Origin of the sequence: Thiothrix unzii, assembly GCF_017901175.1 — a bacterium.
Taxonomy (GTDB): Bacteria; Pseudomonadota; Gammaproteobacteria; order Thiotrichales; family Thiotrichaceae; genus Thiothrix; species Thiothrix unzii.
Genome location: NZ_CP072793.1, coordinates 2,868,443 through 2,894,324 on the forward strand (window position 1 = coordinate 2,868,443; position 25,882 = coordinate 2,894,324).

Below are 25,882 nucleotides of genomic sequence, written 5' to 3' on the forward strand. Positions count from 1 at the left end.
ATGATGAACACAACGCAAAATAACCGGATGAAAAAAGCGCACAGGTTGGGCGGAATCAAAGCCGGTCAGCATCACTGGTGGCTACAACGGGTCACGGCTATTGCCTTGATCCCCTTAACACTGTGGGTAGTCTTCTCATTGGCCTCGCTGATTGGGCAAGATTACCTCACGGTAAAAATCTGGTTTACCCTGCCACACCATACCGTATTGTCGGTACTGTTTATCGTGACTGCTGCCTATCATGCCAGCCTTGGTTTGCAGGTCATTGTCGAGGATTACATCCACCACCTTGGTATCAAGCAAGCAATATTGATCACGCTCCGATTCTTGCTGATTCTGTTAGGCACATTGTGCACCATTGTATTATTGCGGTTGGCATTCGTGTCTTGATAAGAACTCACCAAGGGATGTGGTACGAACCTATACTGCACACCCTACATCACGCTCCCCAATGTGGTAACATCAACCACAATCAATTAATGCACTATTTTCGTGCATTATTGTTCTGCCCCGTTCCTTCGGCACGCACTGAGCTTACTCCCTCATAAGTGCGTGTCTTTCGCCGGATACTGGCTCACGACCTGTATCCGTTTGCTTTCAAATGCCCATTCATTAACGGGTATTACGCAGAGGAGAGTTGTTATGACACAACCTATTAAAATGACCGCCAATCAATTATTGGCTTCTGACCATCAAAAACCGTTCAAGGTGTATGCTGCACGGCATCTGGAACGTATTCCGCAAGTACAGGCATTACCCGCTAACATGCGTTTCGAGATGCAGGTAATTGCTAACGTGTTGCCGTTTCGCGTCAACGATTACGTACTGGAAAACCTGATCGACTGGGGAAACATTCCCGACGACCCGATGTTCCGGCTACTGTTCCCGCAACGGGAAATGCTGGCAGAGGACGATTTCAGCCTGATTGCCGATTTAATCAAACGCCAAGCCCCCGCCGAACAATTGGCGCAAGCAGTCGAAACAGTACGCACCAAACTCAACCCCCACCCTGCCGGACAAATGGAGCTGAATGTTCCGATTTTCCATCGCGAACGTGTACAGGGCTTGCAGCATAAATACCGCGAAACCGTGCTATTTTTCCCCAGCCAAGGGCAAGTCTGCCATTCGTATTGCACCTTCTGTTTCCGTTGGCCGCAATTTGTGGGCGACAAGGATTTACGCTTTGCCAGCAAGGAATCCGATGAACTGTTGCGTTACCTCAAACACCACACCCAAGTGTCCGACATCCTGTTCACGGGTGGCGACCCGATGGTGATGAAAACCGCCAATTTTGAGCCGTATTTGCGCGGCTTACTCAAACCGGGGTTGGAACATGTGCAAACCGTGCGTATTGGCACCAAGTCATTAAGTTTCTGGCCTCAACGTTTTGTCACCGACCCCGACGCGGATGATTTATTGCGCTTACTGGAATCCTTGGTCAAAGCGGGCAAACATGTGGCGATCATGGCGCATTACAACCACTGGCGCGAACTGGATACGCCAATGGCGCACGAAGCCATCCGCCGCTTGCGCAGTACCGGGGCAATCATCCGCAGCCAAGGGCCGTTACTCAACCATATCAATGCTGACGCTGAGGTTTGGGCGAAAATGTGGCGCGAACAAGTACGCTTGGGCATTGTGCCGTACTACATGTTTGTGGAACGTGATACTGGCGCACAGCATTACTTTGAAGTGCCGCTTGCCAAAGCTTGGGAAATTTACCGCACCGCTATGCGGCGTGTCTCTGGTTTAGCGCGTACTGCGCGTGGCCCTTCCATGAGTGCCAGCCCCGGCAAAATAGAGATTCAGGGCGTAACCAAAATTGATGGTGAAAAGGTATTTGTGCTGCGTTTCATTCAGGGGCGCAATCCTAATTGGGTGCAAAAGCCATTTTTTGCCAAATACGATGAACAGGCAACCTGGTTGAATCACCTTAAACCGGCGTTTGGTGCAAAGCAGTTTTTCTACGAGGCAGAATACGCCGACATGATTGCGCACCGTCAGGAAATTCTCAACGAGCTGGAAGGGGAGTGTTAATTTCATAACCAGCGGGATGTGCGCAAAACATCCTCAAAAGATGCTGCACATCCTGCGAGTTTTTTACACTTTCGTGCCCAAAAAATTTGCGCTTTGCCAGTTTAACTGCTTTACTCAAGGTCAGCCCTTTATTTGAAAGGGCGCAGTGATTGCCATTGGAAGGATAAATCTCATGAAAAACAACCGTTACCCTGTGGTATTTCCGCATATTTCCGAGAATACAAAATTCATTGTCGTATTGTGTGCAGTGCTACTGGGCAGTGCTTTAATGGCAGGACTCGGTGATAAACCATCTACGTCTGAAATGGCGCAAGAAGAAAAACAAGCACCAGAAATTACTGAAAATACAGGATAAAAAAAGCCACTCAACCCCAGAGAGAGTTTGAACCTAGGGAAAAGTGACTATAAGCCTGTTTACTAAGTGGAGATCAGTAAAACTTCAAGCGGGGGCAATACTAACACAAAATGCCCCGAACTGAGGCTTAATCTCGACCATTTTCAGCGTAATAGCAGTGTCGGAATTCGCGCCAGACGCAGCAACTCATTGGTTTTGCTACCAAACAGCCAACTGCGCCACGCCGAATGCGCATACGCGCCCATGATCAACACGTCGATATTGCGTTCCTGCACTTGCGCGGCAATCACCTGTTGCGGATCGCCCGCCAACAACGCGGTATGCGCTTCAAACCCTGCCGCTTCCAGCGTGGTTTTCGCCCACTCCAACTGTTTGCGCAAGCCTTTGCCCGCTTCGCCGGAAGTAATCACATGAATCGGCAAACCCACAAATAACGGGCAAGCCGTAATCAGTTCCACGCCTTTGCGCGACAAACCGCCACCGTCAAACGCAATCATTACCCGTTCCGGCACTTTGAAATCGTCGGTGATCGTTAGGATCGGGCGGTGCAAGGCACGCACCACGTTTTCCACATTGCGCCCTAAGTCGCGCTGGGTGGTTTCCGCCGATTGCCCGCGCCGACCGAGAATGAACATGCGCACCGCGTCTTCCTGTTCGATCAGCGTATCGGTCAATGCACCGTGGCGTTGGCGCATGTCGGGGGCTTCCACTCCAGCGGCAATGGCACGCTCCCGCAAGCGATTCAGGAAGACGCGCCCCTGTTCACGCGCTTGCTTGCTGAACGCGGCATCTTCCGCCGACAATTCTTGCAGCAACAGGTTTTGCGCATCCATCCCAATCGCGCCGCTGTGGTCGTGATTGTGGCGTGAACGTTCGGGGTGACGATCCAGAATATGCAGGAATTCCAACGGCAAACCCATGCGGGAAGCTACCCACGCTGCATAATCTGCCACATGATTGGCGTAATGTGACTGGTCAACGCACGCCAAAATCTTGTTTTCAGGTTTCATGGGGGTTGCTCCTTAATGGCTTGCCAGCGGGTCGGTGGCATCGGCTTTGTCGTGCGTCCCGAAACGGTCAATCAAGGTAGCACTGGCTTCATTCAAACCGACCACCTCCACTTCCGTACCTTCACGACGAAACTTCACCACCACTTTGTCGAGCGCACCCACCGCCGTTAAATCCCAAAAATGCGCCCGACTGACATCAATTTGCACCTTATCCAGCACATCCTTGAAATCGAACGAGGCAATAAATGCATCGGCTGACGCAAAAAACACCTGCCCCACCACGTCGTAAACGCGCATCCGCCCCTCGTCTTCCGAACGCGATTTCACAAACATAAACCGCCCAATCTTGTTGGCGAAGAAGAAGCCTGACAGTAACACCCCGACCAATACGCCTTGCGCCAGATCATGCGTCGCCACCACCACTGCTACCGTAGCAATCATAGTGGCATTGAAACTTTTCGGGTGTTCACGCAATTTACGCACCGAATCCCAGTTGAACGTGCCAATCGACACCATGATCATCACCGCCACCAATGCCGCCATCGGGATTTGCGCCACCCAGTCGCCGATGAACACAATCATCAGCAGCAAAAATGCACCCGCCACAAACGTGGACAACCGCCCGCGCCCGCCAGATTTCACATTGATCACCGACTGCCCAATCATCGCACAACCCGCCATGCCACCCAGGAAACCCGTGGCAATGTTCGCCACGCCCTGCCCCACACACTCGCGTTTTTTATTGCTGGTGGAATCGGTTAAATCATCCACAATCGTCGCCGTCATCAACGACTCCAGCAAACCCACCACCGCCAGCGTTACCGACACGGGGAAAATAATCGTCAGCGTTTCCCAATTCAGCGGAATATCCGGCAACAAAAACACCGGCAGGCTATCCGGCAACGCGCCCATATCGCCAACCGTGCGAATCTCCAGCCCAAACGCCATCGCCACCGCGCTCAACACCACGATTGCCACCAACGGCGATGGCACGGCTTTGGTCACATACGGGAATAGGTAAATAATCCCCAAACCGGCGGCAACCATTGCATACACCAGCCAGCCATGCCCGACCAGCTCCGGTAATTGCGCCATAAAAATCAGAATCGCCAGCGCATTCACAAAACCAACAATCACCGCCCGCGACACAAAGCGCATCAGCAAATCCAAGCGCAGCATCCCCGCCACAATCTGCAATACGCCTGTGAGCAAGGTTGCCGCAAACAAATACTGCAAACCGTGATCTTTCACCAGCATCACCATGACCAAGGCCATTGCGCCCGTCGCAGCGGAAATCATCCCCGGACGACCGCCCGCAAATGCAATCACCACTGCCATACTGAACGAGGCATACAGCCCCACTTTCGGATCAACGCCCGCAATAATTGAAAAAGCGATGGCTTCGGGAATGAGTGCCAAAGCGACGACGAGTCCGGCAAGCAGGTCATTTTTGACATTGCCGAACCAATCCTGTTGGAGAGATTGCATACTGTAGTCCACGATTTGAAAATGAATTTATTGAGCGAGCGGCAACGAGCCTTGCTTTTCAATGCGGTAACGCCCATCTGCCTGTGGTGCTCCGGCAATCCAGCTTAAGCCTTGGCTTAATTGAGCGGCGGCGGTGGGAATAGGTTGGAGGTTGAGGGTAAGCTGGTATTGTCCATCGGGTTGCAGTTGCCCGGTTCCATCCAGTGTCAACGCAGCATCGGGCGCGGAACTCAACGTCAGTTGCTGCCCGCTTGCCTCATCCGCCGTCAATACCGCATTGTAATCACCGAATATCTGCGGCGATTGGGTAATGCCCGCCTGCTGCCAAGTCAGCGTGCCATTAGCCTGCGGGATGGAGCCTTGCGCCCAAGCCACATCGGTTAAAGCTGCCTGCAACTGCCCCCGCAATGGCGGGATTTGATAACGCTGTAAATACGGGGCTAAACTTTGCGCCGGAATATCGGCAAGCTTTACCTGTTCACACTGCACCGCGCCCGTCACGCCGAATGCGCAAGCGGCATCGAGCGTACCACCGGCAGCCCATTGTGCCTGCACGTTTACCGCTGCTTTACCGCGCAATAAGGCCAATGCCTGAAAATCCCACTGCACCTGACGCAACCGCATATTTTGCCAGACCACACTGTGCGCTGAACCCTGCCACAATGTGCCGCTAACCCCTTGTAAGGTAACGGGTAACAGTGTCGCTGCGCGTTGTGTTACCCAGTGTGCCGGTACTTGCGACACGGCGGTAATTAGAAAACTGGCTATCCCTGCCATCACGAGTACGCGCTTTTTCATCGCTTTAACTGAATCTCCGCATCCACCAGACCGCCTTTATCGGTGGGTTTCAAAGTCATGCTGACGGCATACGCGCCGTATTCGCGTTCTAAATGCGCCAAAAACCGCACCACTGCGTCAAACGGTTTGCCGGTTAAGGTCAGGCCGACCGCATTTTCATCTTTTTCCTGACTATTGCTGCCCGCGCCATCCAATTGGTATTGCGCCAATAAACCGGCAACAGCGGCATACAAGTTTTCACCACTGGCGGATGCCGCAGGTTTGCCCCGTGCCTGCATAATGGTGTCGCGCTGCTGCTGCATTTTTTGTTGCACTTCACGCGCTGTAGTTAAATCGTGTTGCAGCAATTGGTAATGGCCTAGCAATGCCTTGCCCAGCGTTAACCACAACAACATTGCCGCGACTAGCACCCCGGCAAGCGTGACCCAAAGGCGTTCGCGCTCGTTGAGATTTTGCCACCACACTTTCATGGCTTATCCCCCAAAGTCAGGCTGGCTTTAATGGTATCGCCGCTGCGTGAAGATTTCAGGGCAACGCCCTCACCCAAAGCGGCGCGTAAGTTATCCACCGCTTGCTGTTCTTTGGCTTGCAGGGTCACTGACACGCTCCCCGCTTGGGTTTGAATCGCATCCACACTCAAGCCCGCATTACTCGCAAACGCTTGGGCAAATGTCGCTAACGGTTGTAACGCGCTGCGCTGGGTTTGCGTTCCGCCCTTGCCTTTCACCGCCAGTAATGCCGAGTCGAAACGCAACGATAACGCCCGCACATCCACATTGTTTTGTTCTGGAAATAGCTCACTAAACAGGCTCAGGTTTTGCGCGTCCAGAGCGGCTAATTGCTGCTGCATCCGGTAAATGTGCAAACCGTAAGTGCTGAACCCCAATACCACCGCTACCGCCGTCAGCACGGCGGCTAATCGCCACCGCCGCCATTGTTCACGGCGCGTTGCGGTGTGTTCACTTTGCAAACCGCGCAATAAATTCAACGGCATCGCACTATTCAGGCTGCTGGCGTGCAGTTGTTCGGTGTGAATTTCCGGGATCAGGGTAAACGCCTCATCCGCCTGCCACATTTCCGGCTGATCCGAATACCAGCGCACCCGCACCGGCGCGGGATACGTCGTCCGTAAATTCGCCAATACCAATGGTAACGCACTGCGATTACAGCTAAACCCCGCCAACTCGCCGGTACGCACCCACACATGATCGCCTTGTTGCCACAGCGTCAATAATTCCGCTTCCCACGGCAACGCGAATACATCCGGTAAAATCGTGCTGGGGCGTAATCCGCGCTGGGTTAAGGCATTTTGCCATGCGTGCAACCGCTCACGTGCCACAATCGCCGCATCAATCAGGGGCGAATCACGCCGCGCTTGCCACACGATATGCTGATTTTCCGCATCGTCGGCTAATGCCTCTTCGAGTGCGTAAGGCACGGCTTGCTGCAACTGGCGTTGATTGCGGGTATTAATCGTAGTTTGGGTTAATAACACCTCACGCGCGGGGATCAATAACACCACGGTTTGCCCCTGAGCTAGGGGTAAAAGCGTGTCCCAACTGCCGTGCTGCCAATCGGCAACCGCGCCAGTGAGCAAGGCCCAAGCCGGTTCGACATCATCAGGATTTTGCAGGCGTATTACTAGCATCGTCAGTCGCTGGTGGTTTAGGGTCATCAACCCGTTGAAATTGGCGCATTATGACACGGATGGGTTTGTTCGGCGCACGAAAAAATACGCTATTAAGGTGGACTCGCGCCCTGCCCATACGTACCTCACCTTGCAAACGGAAATACTGCGAAGACACCCCCAACAACAGCTTTTGCTCTGAGGTTAAACTGGCTTTGTCGGCTAAATCCTGCGCGGTTTCGTAGGGATCGGTTTCACGCTCACTCAAAATCAACTCGGCTTGCTGACTACTCAAACCCAACGCTTTTAACACCTCGGCACTCGCGGTATTCGCATTCACCGTTGTCACCGTCGCCTGCACTGGCAAGGTCGTAACCATTGCCTGTAAACGTTGCAACGCGGCAGTTTTATCCTCATTCGGCAATTCCAAACGCAGCAAACGTAGTTCACTCACGTCGCTAAACGCCATATTCGCCGCACGGTACGGTATCGGGCTGGACAAGTAATAATCGCTTTCTGCACCTTCACTGTCGAAAATCACTTCATTTTTATCCAGCCAATCCACCACTGCGGAAGCAAAACCGACGGGCAATTCAGCCGCTGATACCACCCGTTGCAACGCAATCTGCTGATCCGGGCGGAGCAAACCCTCCTCATTAATCACATTATTGAGGTTGTAACGCCCTTGTAAATCCTCCAACTTGCCGCTGAATTCTCCTACTTTCACCCCGCTGCCCTCCTCAATTGGCAAACTCGGCAAAACGGTTGCCCAACCTTCATTCAACGCATCGTATTGATTGGATTTTGCGTCACGTTGCAATTCCATCCCCACGAATTGCTCCAGCGACAAAGCGTATTGCCAAGCACGTTCTAATGACTGGTAATTATCCTGCTGACGCACCGCACGACTTTGCCGCGCAAAAATGACCGCAGCTAAGGTCATCACCAACGCCACCATCACCAATACGGTGAGAATCGCGATACCGCGTTGCGGTTTACGGGTCGGGGCTAAGTTTCTTGGCATTCGGTGCTATTGGCGGCAAGCGTTCAGACAATCGCCGACCTTTTCCCTCATTCAAACGGTAATCGTAAATCGTAGTGTAGGCCATCACCGCCTGCACGTAATCACGGGTTTCGGTAAACGGAATGCTTTCCACCCATTGATCCGCACTCAAGGTTTGGCGCGGCGACCATTGCGGCGGTCGTCCGGGGCCTGCGTTATAAGCAGCGGTAGCTTGTGCGTAATCGCCGTTAAAGCGCGTCAGCATTTGCGCCAGATACGCGCTGCCCAATTGCACATTGGTTTCCAGCGGGAACACATCGTCTTTGGTATTGATGCTAATCCCCAATTTGCGCCCCACATCTTTAGCGGTGGGCAAAATCAATTGCATCAACCCAAACGCATTGGCACTCGAAGCGGCTGTCGCATCAAACGCACTTTCACGACGCATCACCCCCAACACCCACGCGGGCAACACGCCTTGCGCGGCGGCTTGTTTTTGCACCAAATCCGCATGAACCACGGGGAAACGTAAATTCACTTCGCCCCACGCTTTAGCACGCGATAATGTCCAAATCGCCAGATTCGGATCGCCGGAGGTTAACGCTAATTCCGCCGCCGCCAATTTACCGGGCTGATCCATCGGGGTTAAAGCGCGAAACCACTCTTTACGCCCCTGCTCACGCTCACCTAACGCAAACCATTCAAACGCCCGCTGCACTGCGGCAACACGTTGCAAACCGGCGACACGCTGCTGGCGATCCACGGGTGCGTCTGCCAGTGTGCGATAATCCTGCCCCAAATGATCCGCCGCCAAAAAGCCGTAAAAGGTGGTGTGCTGGGTAATGTTGGCGTACATACTGGCGGCTTCCGGCTTTTTCCCCAGTGCTTCCAAAGCGCGTGCCTGCCAATATTGCCAAGGAGCCGCATCACGCTCGTTGTCGGTTTTAATGCTTTGCGCCGCTTGTAATACTCGCGCCCAATCGTTTTCGCGGGCGGCAATCCGCACCAGCCATTGACTCGCTTCCTGACTACGCAACGCATCGGGAATCGCTGCCAAGCGTGCAATCGCTGCCGCGTCGTGGCGCATCGCCTGATGCATACCCAGCGCACTTTCCACCGCCGCGCTTTCTTGCTCGGTGAAATGCAGGATTTGGCGGGCGCGTTGCCACACATTTTCGGCAGTGGCGGATTCCTTTTTAGCAATGCGCTCCAAACCGAAGGCAATCGCACCGCGTAGTGCCGCAGATTCGGGCTGTTTCAAGGCATTTTCTAACGCAGGTACGGGGTCTTGGCGCATCGCTACCCATACCGCAACGGCGGCTTGCTGATCCGGCGGTAAATCAGCGGCTAATTGGGTGGCAAGCGTACTTTGATTTTTTTCCACCGCCGCACGAATTCGCTGCCAATAATCGTCGGTAGACAATTGCACATGAGCACGCAATAACGCGGTGACAGGCACGCACGCTGCCGGAAAGTTTTTCTCAATTTGCAGCCATGCCGCTTTACCCTCGCTCAACGCCGCTTCTTTTTGCCCCGTTGCGGCTAAGGCTTGAGCGCGGTAACAACGCACTTCGGTTGAGTTTACTGTTGCAGGCAGATTTTCCAGCAAGGCATTCCACGCTTGTTTGCTGGCTAAACGCGCGGCTAATACGGGGTAAAACTCATCCGCCAACAACGAATGCGGATAACGTTGCACAAAGGTCGCTAATTGCGCATCAGGAATCGCTGCACCACTGAGCTTGAGGTATTCGTATTCCAACCAAGGGTACAACGGGTAAGCACGCAGCGCGGCGGGCAATGCTACAAAGCTATCGACCTTACCGGCTTGTAAATCCGCCCGCACTTGCTGGAATTGCTGACGGGTAACGTCAAGTGGTGCAGCGTGGGCGTTACCTAGGGTAAGTGCGCCGAGGCACAGGCAAATAAGCAGTTTTTTAATCATTAAGGGCTTCATGGTGGAATGAGGGGTGTAGGTTCTCACAAATGTTGCCTTGGATTCAAATTCTCGGTTTTGGCTCTCTCAATCACCACAAGACACTGGATATTTTTATCATTATAATACTAAAAAATCACTTTAAAATAGGTATTGCAGTAAGATGATTGAACCACTACAGCACCTTTCCAATCAAATCAGGACGCAAAAGTTACCGGATTACCAGCGTTTCCTGTTCCGGCAAATCGACTTTTCGCAACGCTTGATCGGCATCATGGGCGCACGCGGGGCGGGTAAAACCACTTTGCTGCTGCAATACCTCAAATCCGTGGCACGGGAAACCAAGGTGCTGTATGTCATTGCTGACCACCCTTTGGTCGGGCAGCACGGGCTGTTTACCATCGCTGATGAATTCCAGAAAATCGGCGGTGAATTGCTCATCATCGACGAAATCCACAAATGCCAACACTTTGAGCGCGACCTGAAGCTGATTTTCGACAGCTATTTTAACCTCAAGGTCATTTTCACAGGTTCATCGGCAACCGCCATTGACAATGCCAAGGCGGATTTGAGCCGTCGGGCGATGTTGTACCGTTTGCCGGTATTGTCATTCCGCGAATTTCTGGAGTTGGAAACGGGCGAAACCTTTGAGGCGGTGACGCTGGATACCCTGCTCCAACACCATCCGCAATTGGCGTTGGAAATCGTCAGTCGGATCAAACCTTTGGCGTATTTGCCCGCGTATCTGGAACACGGTGCTTACCCGTTTTACCGCGAGGCGGGTTCAACTTATTTGCCGCGCTTGCTGAATGCGTCGATGCAGGTGATTGAGACGGATATTCCCGCGCTTTACCCGATTGACTACGACAAGGTGAATGCGCTGAAAAAGCTGATGGTGATGTTGTGCCAAAGTGAGCCTTACGACATCAATGTGTCCAAACTGTGCGGTGCGGTAGAGCTGAACCAGAAAACCCTCTACAAATACCTTGGTTTGTTACAGGCGGCGGGGTTGCTGCGCTTGTTGGGGGCGAAATCCAGCGGGGTCAGCATTATTTCCAAGCCGGAAAAACTGTATCTGGATAACACCAACCTGTTCGCCGTGTTTTGCAACCAGCCTAAAGCGGGAACGCTGCGCGAGACGTTTTTTGCTTCGATGCTGTCTTACCACCACACGTTGAATTATCCAAAAAGTGGGGATTTTTTGGTTGATGGGCAGTATGTGTTTGAGGTTGGGGGCAAAGCCAAGTCGAAGAAGCAGATTAAGGATGAAACGGCGGCTTGGGTGGTGGCGGATGGGTTAGAAATTGGAGTGGAGGGGAAGATTCCGTTGTGGTTGTTTGGGTTTTTGTATTGAGTTACAGCCTGCATCAGCGATATGTTGAGACGGCGACGAGTGCCGAACTATCTGCAATGACAATCATGCGGCGCGAAGTTGTTTGAAACGGATGACTTCGGCTTCGATTTCATCCATATCGGTGCTGATGGTTTCGATGCGGTGCTGCTTGCAGGCGGTAAGGAACGTGTAAATGTCTACGCCTGCAAATTCGCAGGCTGCGCCACGCGACAACTGACCAGATTGAAACAGCAGCAAAGCAGTATGTAGCTTGAGTAGCTGCGCGAGGCTAGTTTTGTCCTGTTGTGGCAGCAGGACGTGATCAGGTATTTCAAGCGTTATTTGCATGTTTTGCCCTCGGCGGGGTGATGGATATGTGTTTGATTGTAGGGTTATCCCCGAGGAAAAGCCATAAGCCTAAAAACGTGGGTGGTGGCGGATGGGCTGGTTGTGGGGTGGAGGGGAAGATTCCGCTGTGGTTGTTTGGATTTTTGTATTGAGTGGTAGCCCGCAGAAGTCGAAGATGAGGCATAACGGTGAAGCAGCAACACATTCGCACCTCAATACTCACCATTGAGAATAGTAATTTTCGTGATGGCTAATATTGCGATATAAGCTATCATGTCGACAATTCTATTTATTTCTTTGAGGAACGTGAGCAATGGGTGACAGAATTCAGGTTGGCGGCTTGCAAGTGTCAACACTTTTACATGATTTCGTGAACAATCAAGCCCTTCCGGGGACGGATATTCCCGTGGATCTTTTCTGGGCTGGGCTGGAAGCCATTGTTAATGACCTCGCCCCCCGCAACCGTGAGTTGCTGGCGCAACGCGATACCCTGCAAGCGCAAATTGACGCTTGGCATGTGGCTAATAAAGGCGCGTTTGATTTCGCGGCATACAAAGCCTTTTTACAGGAAATCGGCTATTTGTTACCGGAAGGCGAAGCGTTTGCCGTCACTACACTCAATGTGGATACCGAAATTACCGCAACTGCCGGGGCGCAATTGGTTGTGCCAGTAATGAACGCGCGTTTCGCGTTGAATGCGGTCAATGCACGCTGGGGCAGTTTGTATGACGCGCTTTACGGCACAGATGCTATTCCGTCCACCGATGGCGCGGAAGCGGGTAAAACCTTTAACCCAGTACGCGGCGCGAAAGTCATTGAATTTGCCCGTAACTTCCTCGACGAAGCTGCGCCATTAACCAGCGGCTCGCACAAGTCCGCGACCGCTTACACTGTGGTCAATGGCGCACTACAAGTCAGTTTCGCGGATGGCAGCCAAGTAGGTTTGGCGCAACCTGAAAAGTTGGCGGGTTACACTGGCGATGCTGCATCCCCAACCGCTATCCTGCTGAAAAACAATAGCCTGCACTTTGAAATCCAGATTAACCGTGACGGCGCAATCGGCAAAACCGACGCGGCGGGTGTTAACGACATCCTGATGGAAGCGGCGTTGACCACCATTATGGACTGCGAAGACTCGGTAGCCGCCGTTGATGCGGTGGATAAAACCTTGATTTACACCAATTGGTTGGGTTTGATGAAAGGCGACTTGACCGAATCCGTGACCAAAGGCGGCAAGACCTTTACCCGTGCCATGAATCCTGACCGCGAATATAACGCACCGAATGGCGGCAAAATCAGCTTGCCGGGGCGCAGTTTATTGTTCGTGCGTAACGTAGGTCACTTGATGACGAATCCGGCAATCCTCGACCAAAACGGCGCGGAAATTCCCGAAGGCATCATGGACGCTTACATGACAGCGGCGATTGCAATCCACAACCTCAAGGGTGACACCACTGCGAAAAACTCGCGCACTGGCTCGGTTTATATCGTTAAACCGAAAATGCACGGCCCTGAAGAAGTCGCATTCACCAACCAATTATTTGGTCGAGTCGAAGACGCACTCAACCTGCCGCGCAATACCCTGAAAGTCGGCATTATGGACGAAGAACGCCGCACCACGGTCAACTTGAAAGAGTGCATCCGTGCAGCGCAAGAGCGTGTGGTATTCATTAACACCGGCTTCCTCGACCGCACCGGCGACGAAATGCACACGTCAATGGAAGCTGGCCCGATGATCCGCAAGAACGACATGAAGTCTTCTGCTTGGATTCAAGCTTACGAAAACTGGAACGTCGACATCGGTTTAGAATGCGGTTTGCCGGGTCATGCGCAAATCGGCAAGGGCATGTGGGCAATTCCCGATCAAATGGCGAATATGTTGGCAACCAAAATCGGGCATCCGCTGGCGGGCGCGAATACTGCGTGGGTTCCCTCCCCAACCGCAGCCGCGTTACATGCCTTGCATTACCACAAGGTCAACGTATTTGCGCGTCAGGAAGAGCTGAAAAGCCGTCCGCGTGCCAATATTGACGACATCCTCAGCATTCCCGTGGCAGCAAACCCCAACTGGAGCGCGGCAGAAGTCCAGCAAGAACTGGACAACAACGCGCAAGGCATCCTCGGTTACGTGGTGCGCTGGGTCAACCAAGGCGTCGGCTGTTCCAAAGTGCCGGATGTCAACGACGTGGGCTTGATGGAAGACCGTGCAACCTTGCGCATTTCCAGCCAACACATGGCAAACTGGCTGCATCACGGCATCTGTAACGAAGCGCAAATCATGGAAGCGTTCAAACGCATGGCGACTAAAGTGGACGCGCAAAACGAAGGCGATCCGACTTACACCAAAATGAGCGGCAACTTCGACAAGAGCGTCGCATTCAAAGCTGCGTGTGATCTGGTATTTAAAGGACGCGAACAACCGAACGGGTACACCGAACCGTTGCTGCACAAGTACCGTGCAGAAGCTAAGGTAGCGTTGTTCTTTTAAGGAACCCTCACCCCCAACCCCTCTCCCGCCAAGCGGGCGAGGGGAGCAAGAGATAACCTATCTTGTCTTAGCCCCTCTACCGCTTAGCGGGAGAGGGGTTGGGGTGAGGGTCTTCACTAAGGCTGCACCATCAACAACAACTGTGATTTTTCAGCCGATTTATCCGCATGTAAGTGCAGCTCAAACTTAAACGGCGCAAGCACCATTTTTTCAGTTTTAATCGCCGCGAACCACTCGCCCTTGCCCGCACCATTACGCACCACCGCCCCGGAAACCGGCACGCCATCGGCACTGCGGGTATCGTAAAGCCAGAGTTGGTAAAACTGTCCGGCAGCAGGCGCAGGTAAATCCACGAAACGCATTACGCCTTGGCTTTGGGTGCTATTCCACACCAAATCGCCCTGCACGTCTTGCACCAAAGGATTGAGAGTGCGTAACCAATTACCACGCACACTGCTGGAGTCGCTGAGTAAACGCTCACGTAATACTGACAATTCACCATTATCTGCACTGGCTTGCGCGGGTTCCCAGTAGCGCACCCCGAAACCCAGAGCCACCAGCAACAAGGCGGCGATAAGCGCGTATAGCCCGTAACGCCAGATTCCATTGCTTGCGGTGTTCACGCTTCCCTCGCTGTTTGCCATCATGGGTCGATACTTTCCTAAAGATTCGCTAAATGGTTCGATTATAATGGATAATCGGACGCACATTGGTGCGCTGCGCTAAAATAGCCCAAATCTTTGACGAATGACCACCCAACGAGTTCCCCATGCAACAACAAACCTTTATTCCCGGCAAGGATGCCGCCCTTGAAGCCTCCATCGAAACCCTGCAAGCCAAATTACTCGCGGCAGGTTTCCACATTGAGGAAGCCTCCTGGTTAAACCCCATTGCGAACGTGTGGTCGGTACACATTCACGACCGCGATTGCCCAATGTTGTTTACCAATGGCAAAGGCGCATCACGTAAAGCGGCGTTGGCGAGTGCCTTGGGTGAGTATTTTGAACGGCTTAGCACCAATTATTTTTGGGCGGATTTTTATCTTGGTGAAACTATCGCCAACGCGCCGTTTGTCCACTATCCACAAGAACGCTGGTTTGATTTGGAAGACGCGGACACTTGGCCGGACGGTTTGTTGGATGATGCCACCCGCTCATTTTATGACCCGGAATCCACCTTAGCGGCGAGTAAATTGGTGGATATTAATTCCGGCAATGCGCAACGCGGTATTTGCGCCCTGCCCTTGGTTCGCCAGCGCGATGCAGCCACCGTGTGGTTTCCGGTCAATGTGATTGGTAACTTATACGTCAGCAACGGCATGTCCGCAGGCAACACCCCTACCGAAGCGCGTACTCAAGCGTTATCGGAAATCTTCGAGCGTTACGTCAAATTCCGCATTATTGCTGAAGGCACGTGCTTGCCCGATGTACCAGACGCAGTGATTGCGCGTTACCCCGGCATTGTCGCGGGCATTGCGGAATTACGCGCCGCTGGTTTCGGCATTTTAGTGAAAGATGCATCACTCGGCGGGAAATACCCGGTGATGTGCGTGACCTTACTCAACCCCGAAGATCAGGGCTGCTACGCCAGTTTCGGGGCGCACCCACGTTTTGAAGTGGCATTGGAACGCGCTTTGACGGAGCTGTTGCAAGGCCGCGCGTTGGATCGCCTTGCTGGCTTTTCCGCCCCCAGTTTTGATCTGGAAGATGTCGCTTCCCCGCAAAATCTGGAAACCCATTTTATTGATTCCAGCGGCCCGATTCACTGGGATTTCTTGCGCAATACCCCGGATCATGAGTTTGTGGACTGGGATTTTAGCGGCACGACCGCCGCCGAATGCCAGTATTTAATCGACATTGCACACGCGGAAGATTTCGACATTTACGTTATGGATTACACCCATTTGGGCGTGTATGCGTGCCGTATTCTCGTACCGGGCATGTCGGAAATTTACCAAGTGGATGATCTGGAATGGGATAACAACAGTGCCGGAAATGAGTTCCGCGAGGCCATTTTAAACCTGCCGGAATTATCGGAAGAAGAATGCGCTGATCTGTTGGATGCTATTGAAGACGTGGGTTTGGACGAACACCAACCCGTCGCCGCCCTGTTAGGGCTTGCCCCGGATGCGGGCAGTTTGTGGGCAGATTTACGTGTCGGCGAACTCAAAACCTTGTTGGCATTAGCCAGCGGCAATGAAGACGCAATTCTGGAAGGTTGCCAATGGGTGCGCCATTTTGAGCAAATCAATGACGACCGCCGCCGCGTTTACCGCTGCATTGAAGACCTATTAGCCATGCAGAATCCCACGCCTTACCTTACGAATTTAACCCTGATGTACGGCGAAACCAGCGTGCAACACGCCCGCGACTTGCTGTCGGGCGCGACCCGTTTTTGGGGAATCACCGCCCCAACGCTGGAGCTGTACGGCTTTGAAACGCACCAGCGATTGCTGACGGCGTATCGCAAAGTGCATCAAGGCTTGTAAACTCAGGCATAAAACATGCCTTTCACCACCCCGACTTGTTTAAGGAGCGTCCGCATGAAGAAAGTTATTTTATTATCAACCCTGTGCTTGCTGGCTGCTTGTGGCGAGAAAGCGCATGAAACCGCCCATAATAACAAAGCACATTGGAGTTACGACGGTGAAGCAGGCCCGCGTAACTGGGCAGCATTAACCCCGGAATTCTCGCCGTGTTCCGGTAAAAACCAATCCCCCATTAATTTAGCGGGGTTCACCGAAGCAGAATTGCCGCCGCTGGAATTCAAATACGGCAGCGGCCTCGGCAAAGACGTGGAAAATAACGGGCATACCATTCAAGTCAATTACGCCGATGGTAACGCGGTCAAATTAGACAGCGTATGGTTCAGCCTGAAACAATTCCATTTCCACGCCCCCAGCGAAAATCATATTAATGGCAAAGCCTTCCCGATGGAGGCGCACCTCGTCCACAAAGACAATACCGGGGATTTAACCGTGGTAGCGTTAATGTTTGAAGAAGGTGAAGCCAACCCTGAATTGGAAAAAGTCTGGGCAGAAATGCCCGCCAACGCCAACACCGTTGACCCGCTGGACAGCAAAGTGGATGTGACCGCCTTATTGCCGGAAAACCGCGACTACTACCGCTTCAACGGCTCGCTGACTACGCCACCGTGTACCGAAGGCGTGCGCTGGATCGTGATGAAAAATCCGGTAACAGCTTCTAAAGAGCAAATCGAAAAGTTTGCCCACATTATGCACCACCCGAACAACCGCCCGCTGCAAGCGACAAATGCGCGGCCTGTGTTGCAGTAACAGAACTGATTTAATCAGTTATTTCCCAAAACAAAACGGGTTGAAAACAGCCCGTTGCCACAGACGCTGACGTTCATGGGGGTCATGCCTGCCTTTAAGCACTATCTGCTAACTGCGGCTTAGAAGTCATTATCCAACTCCACTTTAGCAGTGCGGGCACGTTCGGGCAGCAAGCTGGCAAGATTTGCAACGGTAGTAGAAAGGCGTTGCAAGTCACGGGCATTGTCAGTCAGCAAAGGAATGCCAACAATCGTCGCTGCTTCAAAAACCGCACCAACAGCTACCTTCGCATCCCCTCTTTCGAGGGCACTGATAGTTTGGCGGCTAACGCCCAAACGTTCTGCGAGTTCGGCTTGCGGCATCTTTCTTTCCAAACGTGCAGCGCGAATCATATGACCAAAAACTTCCAGCGTAATCACCGTGCGAGCGGATAATGTCAACATACTTGAACGCCTTGGTTAACCTAAAAATGATTAAGGTTAATTATAATATGCTTTTCTGTAAGAAACACTTGAAAATCGAAGGGTGACAATGACGCGCTGATCGTCGTAGATGCCGGACGCAGTGGTGGACTTTGCACTGGTTTTCAGCGTACCGAAGGGAACGAAACCCAAGACTTTGATCTTCACTGCCAGTACTTACTTGGATAGTGGGGCAACAGACGTGGAAGTTCCACTCAATTAATTCAAGTGCACCGTCGATCAAGTAATGGCAGGCAAATCCAAAGTTGGCGCACAGCGTAGCAACGCAAAAACCTGAAAAAACGCTACACAAACACCGTTTATCGGCTCTATAATCGTGAGCAATCAATCGCCAGAACGGATAAAGCCTCATGTTGACAACGAGTTATCGGCAAAAGCAAAAGGCTGCATATCCAGATCGGCAGCTTCTGAATACTGGATCAGTAATGGCTGTATATTCCGATATTTTTGGATGCGGTATATCAAACTATTATCCTTCATCAAAGAAAGCTCACCCCATGAACTCAAAAGGAAGATTCACAGATGAACTCAAATAGTAAAGAAACAATAGGATTAGCTGGAGAATATGCTGTAGCTTTTGAACTATGCCGTCGAGGATTCTATGCACAACTTACTTTAGGAAATCATAAAAAGACAGATATTTTAGTTGAATCTACGGGACAATTATTTCGTGTATCTGTTAAAGCTAAAACGGGTAGACAATGGCCTAAAGTCACAGGCATCTCTGATACCGGCGATTTATTAGTTTTTGTTGATTTCCAAGATAAAGAGCTAAATGAACTACCTGATTTCTATGTACTTAATGTTCCAGCATGGAAAAAACTAGTACAAAGCATCGCAAAAAATAAAACTGACGGGGCTAAAATTGATAATGAAAACACCCTGTATTGGGAAGCATGGGAAAACAATCCAAAAGGTTGGAGAGGCTGCGCAATTAGCCCTTCTCAAGTTTTAAAATATAAAGACTGCTGGCCAACACAAGAACAACCTTAAGCCATATGTTATTTATACTCAGCAACCATCCACATACTGAGAATCAGTGATAAGTCTCTTTTATATAGAAAAGATTGGCAAATTATTCTTACTATTATCTTTAATAACCAGGAGAAAGAAGATTGAAAATAAAAACATCACATATTGAAGCAGCACTTTCCTTATTCGATGCAGGGAAAAGACCAGATGGATACAAACAACCAAAGCGGTGGTATGTTTCAAATAAAACTGGAAAGTGTTATCCTGCCAAGGCTATATGGTCATTAGCAACAGGAATAAAGCCAAGCAATTTCAACACTAGAGATGCTAGAATTGGACTTTCCGATCTTGATTATTCAGTAATAAATATTGACGATATAAAAACAGAATTGAATTTTTATGAAGAGGTAGACAAATCAAAAAATGATACTGTCGAGAACAGAAGAATCAGACTAAAAAATGCATCAAAAAAACCAGCCATACTCTTTTCTATTATTAAAGGATACAACAGAAATCCTGATGTTATAGCAGAGACTCTATATCAAGCAAACGGTACTTGTGGAAGATGTAAAAATGAAGCACCTTTTAAAAAAAAGAATGGAGAACCATACCTTGAAGTTCATCATATAATTCCATTAAGAGATGGTGGCGAAGATACAATCGAGAATACTATTGCTTTATGTCCTAATTGCCATCGAGAACTTCATTTTGGACAATGACATTATACCACACTCAATTTATTCATTGGCATCAGAACTCCTCATTAACACTTAAAAACCAATAGGTTAATAATTTTTATTTGTCGATAATATATTATTCAGGGGCAATTATTTAATAACCGAATAAGGATGATTTCATCATGCACTAACGCGGGAAAAACAGTGTTAAATTCAAACACCGGACATCTGAGTTTGTGTGCTCCGCTCGTGCGCGAAAAAGATCGCGAACAACACCAGATACATAGTTGCCTGCTGCCACTACAAGTAATACTGTAAACGTCTTACTTACGTATAGAGGACATGCGCCATGAGAGTAACCACCAAAGGACAAGTCACTATTCCTAGGAATATCAGGGAGAAGTTAGGCATTTCCTCTGAAACTGAAATCGACTTTAGGGAAGAAGACGGACGATTCTATATCATCAGGGTTGATGAACCGACAATCACAAGAAAATTTCACAAATTTAGGGGCATAGCAACGGCTAAAATATCAACAGATCAGATCATGGGTCTTACAAGGGAATGGCCTCCAATGATCATCACTGATCCCCATCAATAAACCAACCCAAAACATCCCCGCACTTCAATTTATGATACCGAAACATTTTAAGCATTTTGGTCGTCGCTATATGACAAACAACTTCACTCTTCGTCACATAAATAACCTTACCACCATCCTCCTCCGGCTTATCATACAAATTTATGTTTGCAGATAACGCCATCCTGTCGGAGCTTGATTCGCATCCACTGACAAAAATCGCAAGCGATATTAAAACCAGAAAAGCTGCTTTGCTATTTGCCAAATCTCAAAATCCCAATGCACGTTATCTGAAACAAAAACCCCTCACTGCGCCAACAACCGCGCTAACGCATACCCATCAGCCACCCCGGTGAAATGCTCACCCTTCACCGCCACGACTTCCGAAACGCCATGCAGCGCGAACACGTTGTTCATGTTTTGGCTGTAACGCGGAACCGCGACATCAAACTAATCCGGGCGCGGTTGGTTGTCGCGCACAATCGACACGTAACGCAACGGCGGGTGCGGTTGGTGATTGAGCCAGTACAAAAACCGACCGGGTTTTTCGCGGCGTAAATCACCATAGCAACGTAAAAATCTAAAAAAATGCTACACAAACACCGTTTATCGGCTCTATAATCGTGAGCAATCAATCGCCAGAACGGATAAAGTCTCATGTTGACAACGAGTTATCGGCAAAAGCAAAAGGCTGCATATCCAACTATTGGCTTTTAAAATTGAAGATGAATTTCACCAGATTTTAAAAATCTGAGTGAATAAACTACATTAAGGTTAATCACACTTTTTCATGATCGTTTTGGAGGACTTTTAATGCGTTATAATTTGTTTTGTTTTATTCGCCGTAACTTCGCGCTGAACTTTTTGACTGCCATAACAATGGGTACTTTACCTGTGACCACAGTCTATGCAGGTAGTGAACAATGCCCTTCTAACAATGAAGTATATGTAAGTTTTCCAAACCCAGATGACTGCGGGTCATATTATGTTTGTGATAATGGGGTTCCTTTCTATAAGGATTGTCCTTCTGGGTTACACTTCAATGCTGAAACTGAGGTCTGCGATTGGCCCGAAAATGCGAAATGCAATGTAGATCAAGATCAATCAAAGCCGCAGCAGTAAAGCGCGTAGGCTGGGGCGAGCGTGCGAACCCCAGCCAATTTATCCAAGTCTAACCCAATGTTCCAGCGTAGCTTTGTGTTGACCTTTTAAATTACAGATAAGTTTGAGCCGATTCGAAGACCGAATAAAGATTGTTCCGTCATGTGCTAACACGGGAAAAACAGTGTTAAATTCAAACACCGGACATCTGAGTTTGTGTACTGCGCTGATACTCGGAAAAGATCATGAACAACACCAGATACATAGTTGCCTGCTGCCACTACAAGTAATACCTGCAAGGTCTTACTTACGTATAGAGGACATGCGCCATGAGAGTAACCACCAAAGGACAAGTCACTATTCCTAGAAATATCAGGGAGAGGCGAGGTAATTTACCCTAGAACTGCTTTGCTATTTGCCAAATCTCAAAATCCCAATGCACGTTATCTGAAACAAAAACCCCTCACTGCGCCAACAACCGCGCTAACGCATACCCATCAGCCACCCCGGTGAAATGCTCACCCTTGACCGCCACGACTTCCGAAACGCCATGCAGCGCGAACACGTTATTCATGTTTTGGCTGTAACGCGGAACCGCAACATCAAACTGATCCGGGCGCGGTTGGTTGTCGCGCACAATCGACACGTAGCGCAACGGCGGGTGCGGTTGGTGATTGAGCCAGTACAAAAACCGACCGGGCTTTTCGCGGCGTAAATCGCGGTAAACGTTTTCGGCATCTTTCGTCCATTTCCCCAAGCCGGTTTTGTCAGCCATTGTGCCCAGCATACTGTCGGTGGTGCGTTCCGCGATATTGGCTAACAACGAGCCTAAATGCGGTGTGGCAATGGTAATCAGCGTATCAACCGGCACACTCGGCGTAGTCACTAACCAATGACGCGCCACCACTCCGCCCGCCGAATGCCCCACCAACACCAGCGACTCTTGGCGGTGTTGATAAATCTGCTGTAAATGGGTGTCGAGTAAACTTGCCTGTAACGCCACGGGCGCACGCGATGGCAAATCCACCGTGTAAAAAACATTTTCCGCGCCAGCACCCAAATGCGGCATTGGATTATAAGACCCCATTGAGGTTAGCAGGAAATTACCGCCGTCGCGCCAACCCACCTGCTGCAAAACTGGTGTTACACCGCTCATCCGCCAACTCATACCGTTTGACTGGAAGCCATGTACCAACACCAGCGTTTTCGCAAATAAAGTGCTAGGCAGACACAGCACGCTGAGCGTGAGCAATAGCCAAAACCTTAACATTACGTTGTCCTCCGTTTCTCGTTATCCTGCGTTAGTCGGTGTTACCATTGCGATTTTACTAGAATCCACGAGTTTCACCATGAGCATTCGCTGTGTCGCTTTTGATCTTGACGATACTTTGTGGGCTTGCCGCCCGGTGATTGAACACGCCGAACAGCATTTTTACGCATGGTTAGTGGCGCATTACCCGCGCATTACGACACAATACACTGCGGCGGCTCTGATCGAAAACCGCGTTGCTTACATGCGTCAACGCCCTGAATTGCACTACAATCTGACACAATTGCGTAAAAACTGGCTAGAATCACTCGCACACGCCCACGACTACCCGGCGGAAAACTTGTGCGAAACCGGCTTTACGGTATTTTGGCAGGCACGCAATGCGGTGACGCTGTTTGATGGAACACGCGAAGTGCTGGAACATTTAGCAGCGCACTTTATTACCGGCGTGATCAGCAATGGTAATGCCAGCGTACAGCATATTGGCATCGGGCATTTGTTTGATTTTGTCCACAGTGCGGAAGCCGCAGGCGTGGCAAAGCCGCACCCTGAGATTTTCCGGCAAGCCTTAGCAATGGCGGATGTCGCCGCACACGAAGCGGTTTATGTGGGGGATGACCCGCTGCGTGATGTTCAAGGGGCGGCGGATGCGGGGTGGCGCACGGTGTGGTTTAACCCGGAACAACGACCTTGGCCGGGCGGACAAGCACCGGATGCGGTGATCAATAACCTCGCAGAATTACAAACGGTAATACCATTATTATAATAAGTTTATTACCATAGTTTATGACTATTCGGGCATAGAGGAATTTTGCCAACATGCAACACATCGGCCTTTCCAATACCGAATCCCGCACCCGCCAAGCGTGGATTGAGCGTTTTACCGTTCCCGGTGGCAAACAAGAGTTAATCGCGCTGGAAAATGCCGTCGATACGGTACTGGCGTTACCCCGCAATTCCAACCCGTTGCAACCCGCGAGTCTGGATGTGGCGGAAATCCTGCGGCATTTGGATGTGGATCAAACCACCCTGATCGCGGCGTTACTGTGCGATGAGCGGCTGGATGCGCAGCTAAGTTTAGACAGCATTGCTAAAACCTACGGTGCGACGGTGCGCGGTTTGTGCGAAAACATCCGCAACCTGCAACACTTCCACGACTGCACCGAACACACCGACCCGCGCATCAGCGATGATGAGCAAGGCGAACAATTGCGGCGCATGATGCTGGCAATGGTGAGCGATTTACGTGCGATTGTGATTAAACTGGCGTGGAATTTACAATATTTGCGCTTGCTGTCGCGCCATGAAGTTTCCGAACTGCACCGTTGCGTGGCTCGCCAAACCAGCAATTTATTTGCACCTTGGGCAAACCGCCTCGGCATTAGCCAGATTAAATGGGAGCTGGAAGACCTCGCGTTTCGCTTTTTGCAGCCTGACACTTACAAGGCGATTGCGAAATCGTTGACCGGCAAACGCATTGAGCGTGAACAATTCATCATCGACTTCATTCAGCGCGTCGAAAACCTGCTCACCGAACACGGCATTAAGGCGGAAATCTACGGTCGCCCCAAACACATTTACAGCATTTGGAAAAAGCTGCGCCGCAAACACGTTGAAATCGACAACTTGTACGATTTGCGGGCGGTGCGCGTTATCGTTGACGAGAAACAGCTTTGTTACGAAGTGCTGGGTTTAGTGCAGGAAAACTGGCGGTCGATCCCCGAAGAGTTTGACGATTACATTGCCAACCCTAAACCCAACGGCTATCAGTCGATTCATACCGTGGTGCTGGGGCCGCAAAGCAAGCCGGTGGAAGTGCAGATTCGTACCCGCTTAATGCACCAACGCGCCGAACAAGGGGTGGCTTCGCACTGGCGTTACAAAGAGGGCGGCAAAATTGACCCGCAACTCGAACGGGTTATTACCGCCGTGCGCCGGATGCTGGAGTCCAACCAATCCGACGAGGAATTGCTGGAAGATTTCCGCACCGAAGTTTTCAATGACCGGGTATTCGTGCGCACCCCTAAAGGCCGCATTATCGACATGCCCAAGGGTGCGACCCCGATTGATTTTGCGTATTACGTACACACCAGCGTCGGGCATCGTTGCCGGGGTGCGAAAGTCAGCGGCAATATTGTGCCGTTAAATACCGAACTCAAAAACGGCGAACAGGTGGAAATCCTCACCGGACGCGAAGAACGCCCACGTCAGGATTGGTTAAACCCCGACTTGGGTTACGTCAAATCCACCAGTACCCGCCAAAAGATTCGCCAATGGTTTAGCCAGCAAAACCACGAGCAAAACTTCCGTGATGGCGAAAAAGTGCTGGAAAAAGAACGCCACTTACTCAATTTACGCAAACTCGATTACACCGAACTGGCGTTGCAATTTAACCGCAGCAGTGAACGCGACATGGTGATTGCGGTGGGGCGCGGCGATATTACTTCGGCGCAAATCCGGGGGTATTTACTGCGCTCACACGAGCCGGAATTCAAACTGCGTACTTTCAAACAAAGCGGCTTGTCGGGTAGCGGTATTGAAGTACGCGGAGTCAGCAAACTCTTTACCCAAATGGCAACGTGCTGCCACCCGGTGTTTGGCGACCCGATCATGGGGTATTTGTCGCAAGGGCGCGGGGTCATTGTGCATCGGCTGGATTGCCCGGATTTCGCCAACCTGCGCCGCGAACGCGAAGAACGCATTATCGAAGTCGCGTGGGGAACCAATACCGAAGCTTACGAAGTCGACATTACCGTTTCCACGTTCAATAAATCGGGGGTATTGGGCGACATAGCCACCCTGCTGGCGCGGGAACAGGTCAATATTCGCAGTTTGCATACCCGTGACACCCAAGACCCGTGTTACGCGGTAATGGATTTCGCCATCGAAATTCGTGATGTGAGTCAGTTGGGCGATGTGCTGGAAAAGCTGCTGCAATTGCCGTCAGTGCTGGACGCGCAGCGTAAGGGGTGAAGAACCCCTCATAAACGCGGAAAAACCACAGATTGCCTGTGCTAAAGAACTGGAACGGAAATAGCCAGCTACCCGGTCATAGCGGAACGTCTCTTTTAAAAAAAGAGCAAAA

At 50.9% G+C, this 25,882-nt stretch carries 24 protein-coding genes; 13 read left to right on the forward strand and 11 right to left on the reverse strand.

Translation table 11 applies throughout. From position 1 onward, the window contains the following. Positions 1 to 3: 3 nt before the first annotated feature. The 3 genes from sdhD (at position 4) to J9260_RS14355 (ending at position 2,392) form a co-directional block, all read left to right on the forward strand. Positions 4 to 390, forward strand: coding sequence for a succinate dehydrogenase, hydrophobic membrane anchor protein (gene sdhD, locus J9260_RS14345; RefSeq protein WP_246499461.1), 387 nt, complete (start codon positions 4 to 6; stop codon positions 388 to 390). 252 nt (positions 391 to 642) lie between these two features. Beyond that, positions 643 to 2,037 (forward strand): KamA family radical SAM protein, encoded by a 1,395-nt coding sequence (locus J9260_RS14350; RefSeq protein ID WP_210218401.1) that lies wholly within the window; start codon positions 643 to 645, stop codon positions 2,035 to 2,037. A gap of 172 nt (positions 2,038 to 2,209) precedes the next feature. Beyond that, entirely contained in the window at positions 2,210 to 2,392 is a 183-nt protein-coding gene (locus tag J9260_RS14355; RefSeq protein WP_210218402.1) for a hypothetical protein, read from the forward strand. 143 nt (positions 2,393 to 2,535) lie between these two features. On the opposite strand, the gene J9260_RS14360 is transcribed toward J9260_RS14355, so the two are convergent. From J9260_RS14360 to J9260_RS14390, 7 genes are read right to left on the reverse strand one after another with little or no spacing between them, the layout of a single operon-like run. Further along, a complete protein-coding gene (locus J9260_RS14360; protein ID WP_210218403.1) occupies positions 2,536 to 3,402 on the reverse strand; it encodes a universal stress protein in 867 nt (288 codons plus the stop codon). 12 nt (positions 3,403 to 3,414) lie between these two features. Then, positions 3,415 to 4,890 (reverse strand): SulP family inorganic anion transporter, encoded by a 1,476-nt coding sequence (locus J9260_RS14365; RefSeq protein WP_210218404.1) that lies wholly within the window; start codon positions 4,888 to 4,890, stop codon positions 3,415 to 3,417. Positions 4,891 to 4,917: 27 nt separating this feature from the next. Next, positions 4,918 to 5,688: a type II secretion system protein N gene (locus J9260_RS14370; RefSeq protein WP_210218405.1), complete on the reverse strand. Its 771-nt coding sequence runs from the start codon at positions 5,686 to 5,688 to the stop codon at positions 4,918 to 4,920. Further along, positions 5,685 to 6,158, reverse strand: coding sequence for a type II secretion system protein GspM (gene gspM / locus J9260_RS14375; protein ID WP_210218406.1), 474 nt, complete (start codon positions 6,156 to 6,158; stop codon positions 5,685 to 5,687). The genes J9260_RS14370 and gspM overlap by 4 nt, the downstream gene beginning before the upstream one ends. After that, positions 6,155 to 7,336: a type II secretion system protein GspL gene (gspL, locus tag J9260_RS14380; protein WP_210218407.1), complete on the reverse strand. Its 1,182-nt coding sequence runs from the start codon at positions 7,334 to 7,336 to the stop codon at positions 6,155 to 6,157. The genes gspM and gspL overlap by 4 nt, the downstream gene beginning before the upstream one ends. After that, positions 7,308 to 8,339 carry a type II secretion system minor pseudopilin GspK gene (gspK, locus tag J9260_RS14385; protein WP_210218408.1) on the reverse strand — a complete coding sequence of 344 codons (1,032 nt, stop codon included), beginning with the start codon at positions 8,337 to 8,339 and terminating at the stop codon, positions 7,308 to 7,310. Before gspK ends, gspL begins: the two co-directional genes overlap by 29 nt. Beyond that, a complete protein-coding gene (locus J9260_RS14390; RefSeq protein ID WP_210218409.1) occupies positions 8,311 to 10,260 on the reverse strand; it encodes a transglycosylase SLT domain-containing protein in 1,950 nt (649 codons plus the stop codon). The genes gspK and J9260_RS14390 overlap by 29 nt, the downstream gene beginning before the upstream one ends. A 154-nt stretch (positions 10,261 to 10,414) precedes the next feature. On the opposite strand from J9260_RS14390, the gene J9260_RS14395 reads away from it, so the two are divergent. Next, positions 10,415 to 11,605: an AAA family ATPase gene (locus J9260_RS14395; protein ID WP_210218410.1), complete on the forward strand. Its 1,191-nt coding sequence runs from the start codon at positions 10,415 to 10,417 to the stop codon at positions 11,603 to 11,605. A gap of 63 nt (positions 11,606 to 11,668) precedes the next feature. Here J9260_RS14395 and J9260_RS14400 read toward each other — a convergent pair whose 3' ends face one another. After that, a complete protein-coding gene (locus J9260_RS14400; RefSeq protein WP_210218411.1) occupies positions 11,669 to 11,932 on the reverse strand; it encodes a UPF0175 family protein in 264 nt (87 codons plus the stop codon). A 313-nt stretch (positions 11,933 to 12,245) separates the two neighbouring features. Between J9260_RS14400 and J9260_RS14405 the strand changes: the two genes are divergently transcribed. Beyond that, entirely contained in the window at positions 12,246 to 14,420 is a 2,175-nt protein-coding gene (locus J9260_RS14405) for a malate synthase G (protein ID WP_210218412.1), read from the forward strand. Between the two features lie 116 nt (positions 14,421 to 14,536). On the opposite strand, the gene J9260_RS14410 is transcribed toward J9260_RS14405, so the two are convergent. Then, positions 14,537 to 15,067 (reverse strand): anti-sigma factor, encoded by a 531-nt coding sequence (locus J9260_RS14410; protein ID WP_210218413.1) that lies wholly within the window; start codon positions 15,065 to 15,067, stop codon positions 14,537 to 14,539. Between the two features lie 122 nt (positions 15,068 to 15,189). Between J9260_RS14410 and ycaO the strand changes: the two genes are divergently transcribed. Then, positions 15,190 to 16,908: a 30S ribosomal protein S12 methylthiotransferase accessory factor YcaO gene (gene ycaO / locus J9260_RS14415; protein ID WP_210218414.1), complete on the forward strand. Its 1,719-nt coding sequence runs from the start codon at positions 15,190 to 15,192 to the stop codon at positions 16,906 to 16,908. A 54-nt stretch (positions 16,909 to 16,962) separates the two neighbouring features. Continuing rightward, positions 16,963 to 17,715: a carbonic anhydrase gene (locus J9260_RS14420; protein ID WP_210218415.1), complete on the forward strand. Its 753-nt coding sequence runs from the start codon at positions 16,963 to 16,965 to the stop codon at positions 17,713 to 17,715. Positions 17,716 to 17,834: 119 nt separating this feature from the next. Here J9260_RS14420 and J9260_RS14425 read toward each other — a convergent pair whose 3' ends face one another. Next, on the reverse strand, positions 17,835 to 18,158 hold the full coding sequence (locus J9260_RS14425; protein ID WP_210218416.1) for a helix-turn-helix transcriptional regulator: 324 nt from the start codon (positions 18,156 to 18,158) through the stop codon (positions 17,835 to 17,837). A gap of 561 nt (positions 18,159 to 18,719) precedes the next feature. On the opposite strand from J9260_RS14425, the gene J9260_RS14430 reads away from it, so the two are divergent. The 4 genes from J9260_RS14430 (at position 18,720) to J9260_RS14445 (ending at position 21,548) form a co-directional block, all read left to right on the forward strand. After that, positions 18,720 to 19,190 carry a PDDEXK-like family protein gene (locus J9260_RS14430; RefSeq protein ID WP_210218417.1) on the forward strand — a complete coding sequence of 157 codons (471 nt, stop codon included), beginning with the start codon at positions 18,720 to 18,722 and terminating at the stop codon, positions 19,188 to 19,190. 122 nt (positions 19,191 to 19,312) lie between these two features. Next, positions 19,313 to 19,888 carry an HNH endonuclease gene (locus J9260_RS14435; RefSeq protein ID WP_210218418.1) on the forward strand — a complete coding sequence of 192 codons (576 nt, stop codon included), beginning with the start codon at positions 19,313 to 19,315 and terminating at the stop codon, positions 19,886 to 19,888. Positions 19,889 to 20,195: 307 nt separating this feature from the next. Further along, positions 20,196 to 20,447: an AbrB/MazE/SpoVT family DNA-binding domain-containing protein gene (locus J9260_RS14440; protein ID WP_210218419.1), complete on the forward strand. Its 252-nt coding sequence runs from the start codon at positions 20,196 to 20,198 to the stop codon at positions 20,445 to 20,447. A 792-nt stretch (positions 20,448 to 21,239) separates the two neighbouring features. Beyond that, positions 21,240 to 21,548, forward strand: coding sequence for a chitin binding peritrophin-A domain-containing protein (locus tag J9260_RS14445; protein WP_210218420.1), 309 nt, complete (start codon positions 21,240 to 21,242; stop codon positions 21,546 to 21,548). A gap of 442 nt (positions 21,549 to 21,990) precedes the next feature. Here J9260_RS14445 and J9260_RS14450 read toward each other — a convergent pair whose 3' ends face one another. Next, positions 21,991 to 22,797, reverse strand: a complete 807-nt coding sequence (locus J9260_RS14450) for an esterase/lipase family protein (protein ID WP_210218421.1) — start codon at positions 22,795 to 22,797, stop codon at positions 21,991 to 21,993. A 79-nt stretch (positions 22,798 to 22,876) separates the two neighbouring features. On the opposite strand from J9260_RS14450, the gene J9260_RS14455 reads away from it, so the two are divergent. Both J9260_RS14455 and J9260_RS14460 read left to right on the forward strand, forming a co-directional pair. After that, positions 22,877 to 23,563, forward strand: a complete 687-nt coding sequence (locus tag J9260_RS14455) for an HAD family hydrolase (RefSeq protein ID WP_210218422.1) — start codon at positions 22,877 to 22,879, stop codon at positions 23,561 to 23,563. Between the two features lie 53 nt (positions 23,564 to 23,616). Next, entirely contained in the window at positions 23,617 to 25,770 is a 2,154-nt protein-coding gene (locus J9260_RS14460) for a RelA/SpoT family protein (RefSeq protein ID WP_210218423.1), read from the forward strand. Positions 25,771 to 25,882: the final 112 nt, after the last annotated feature.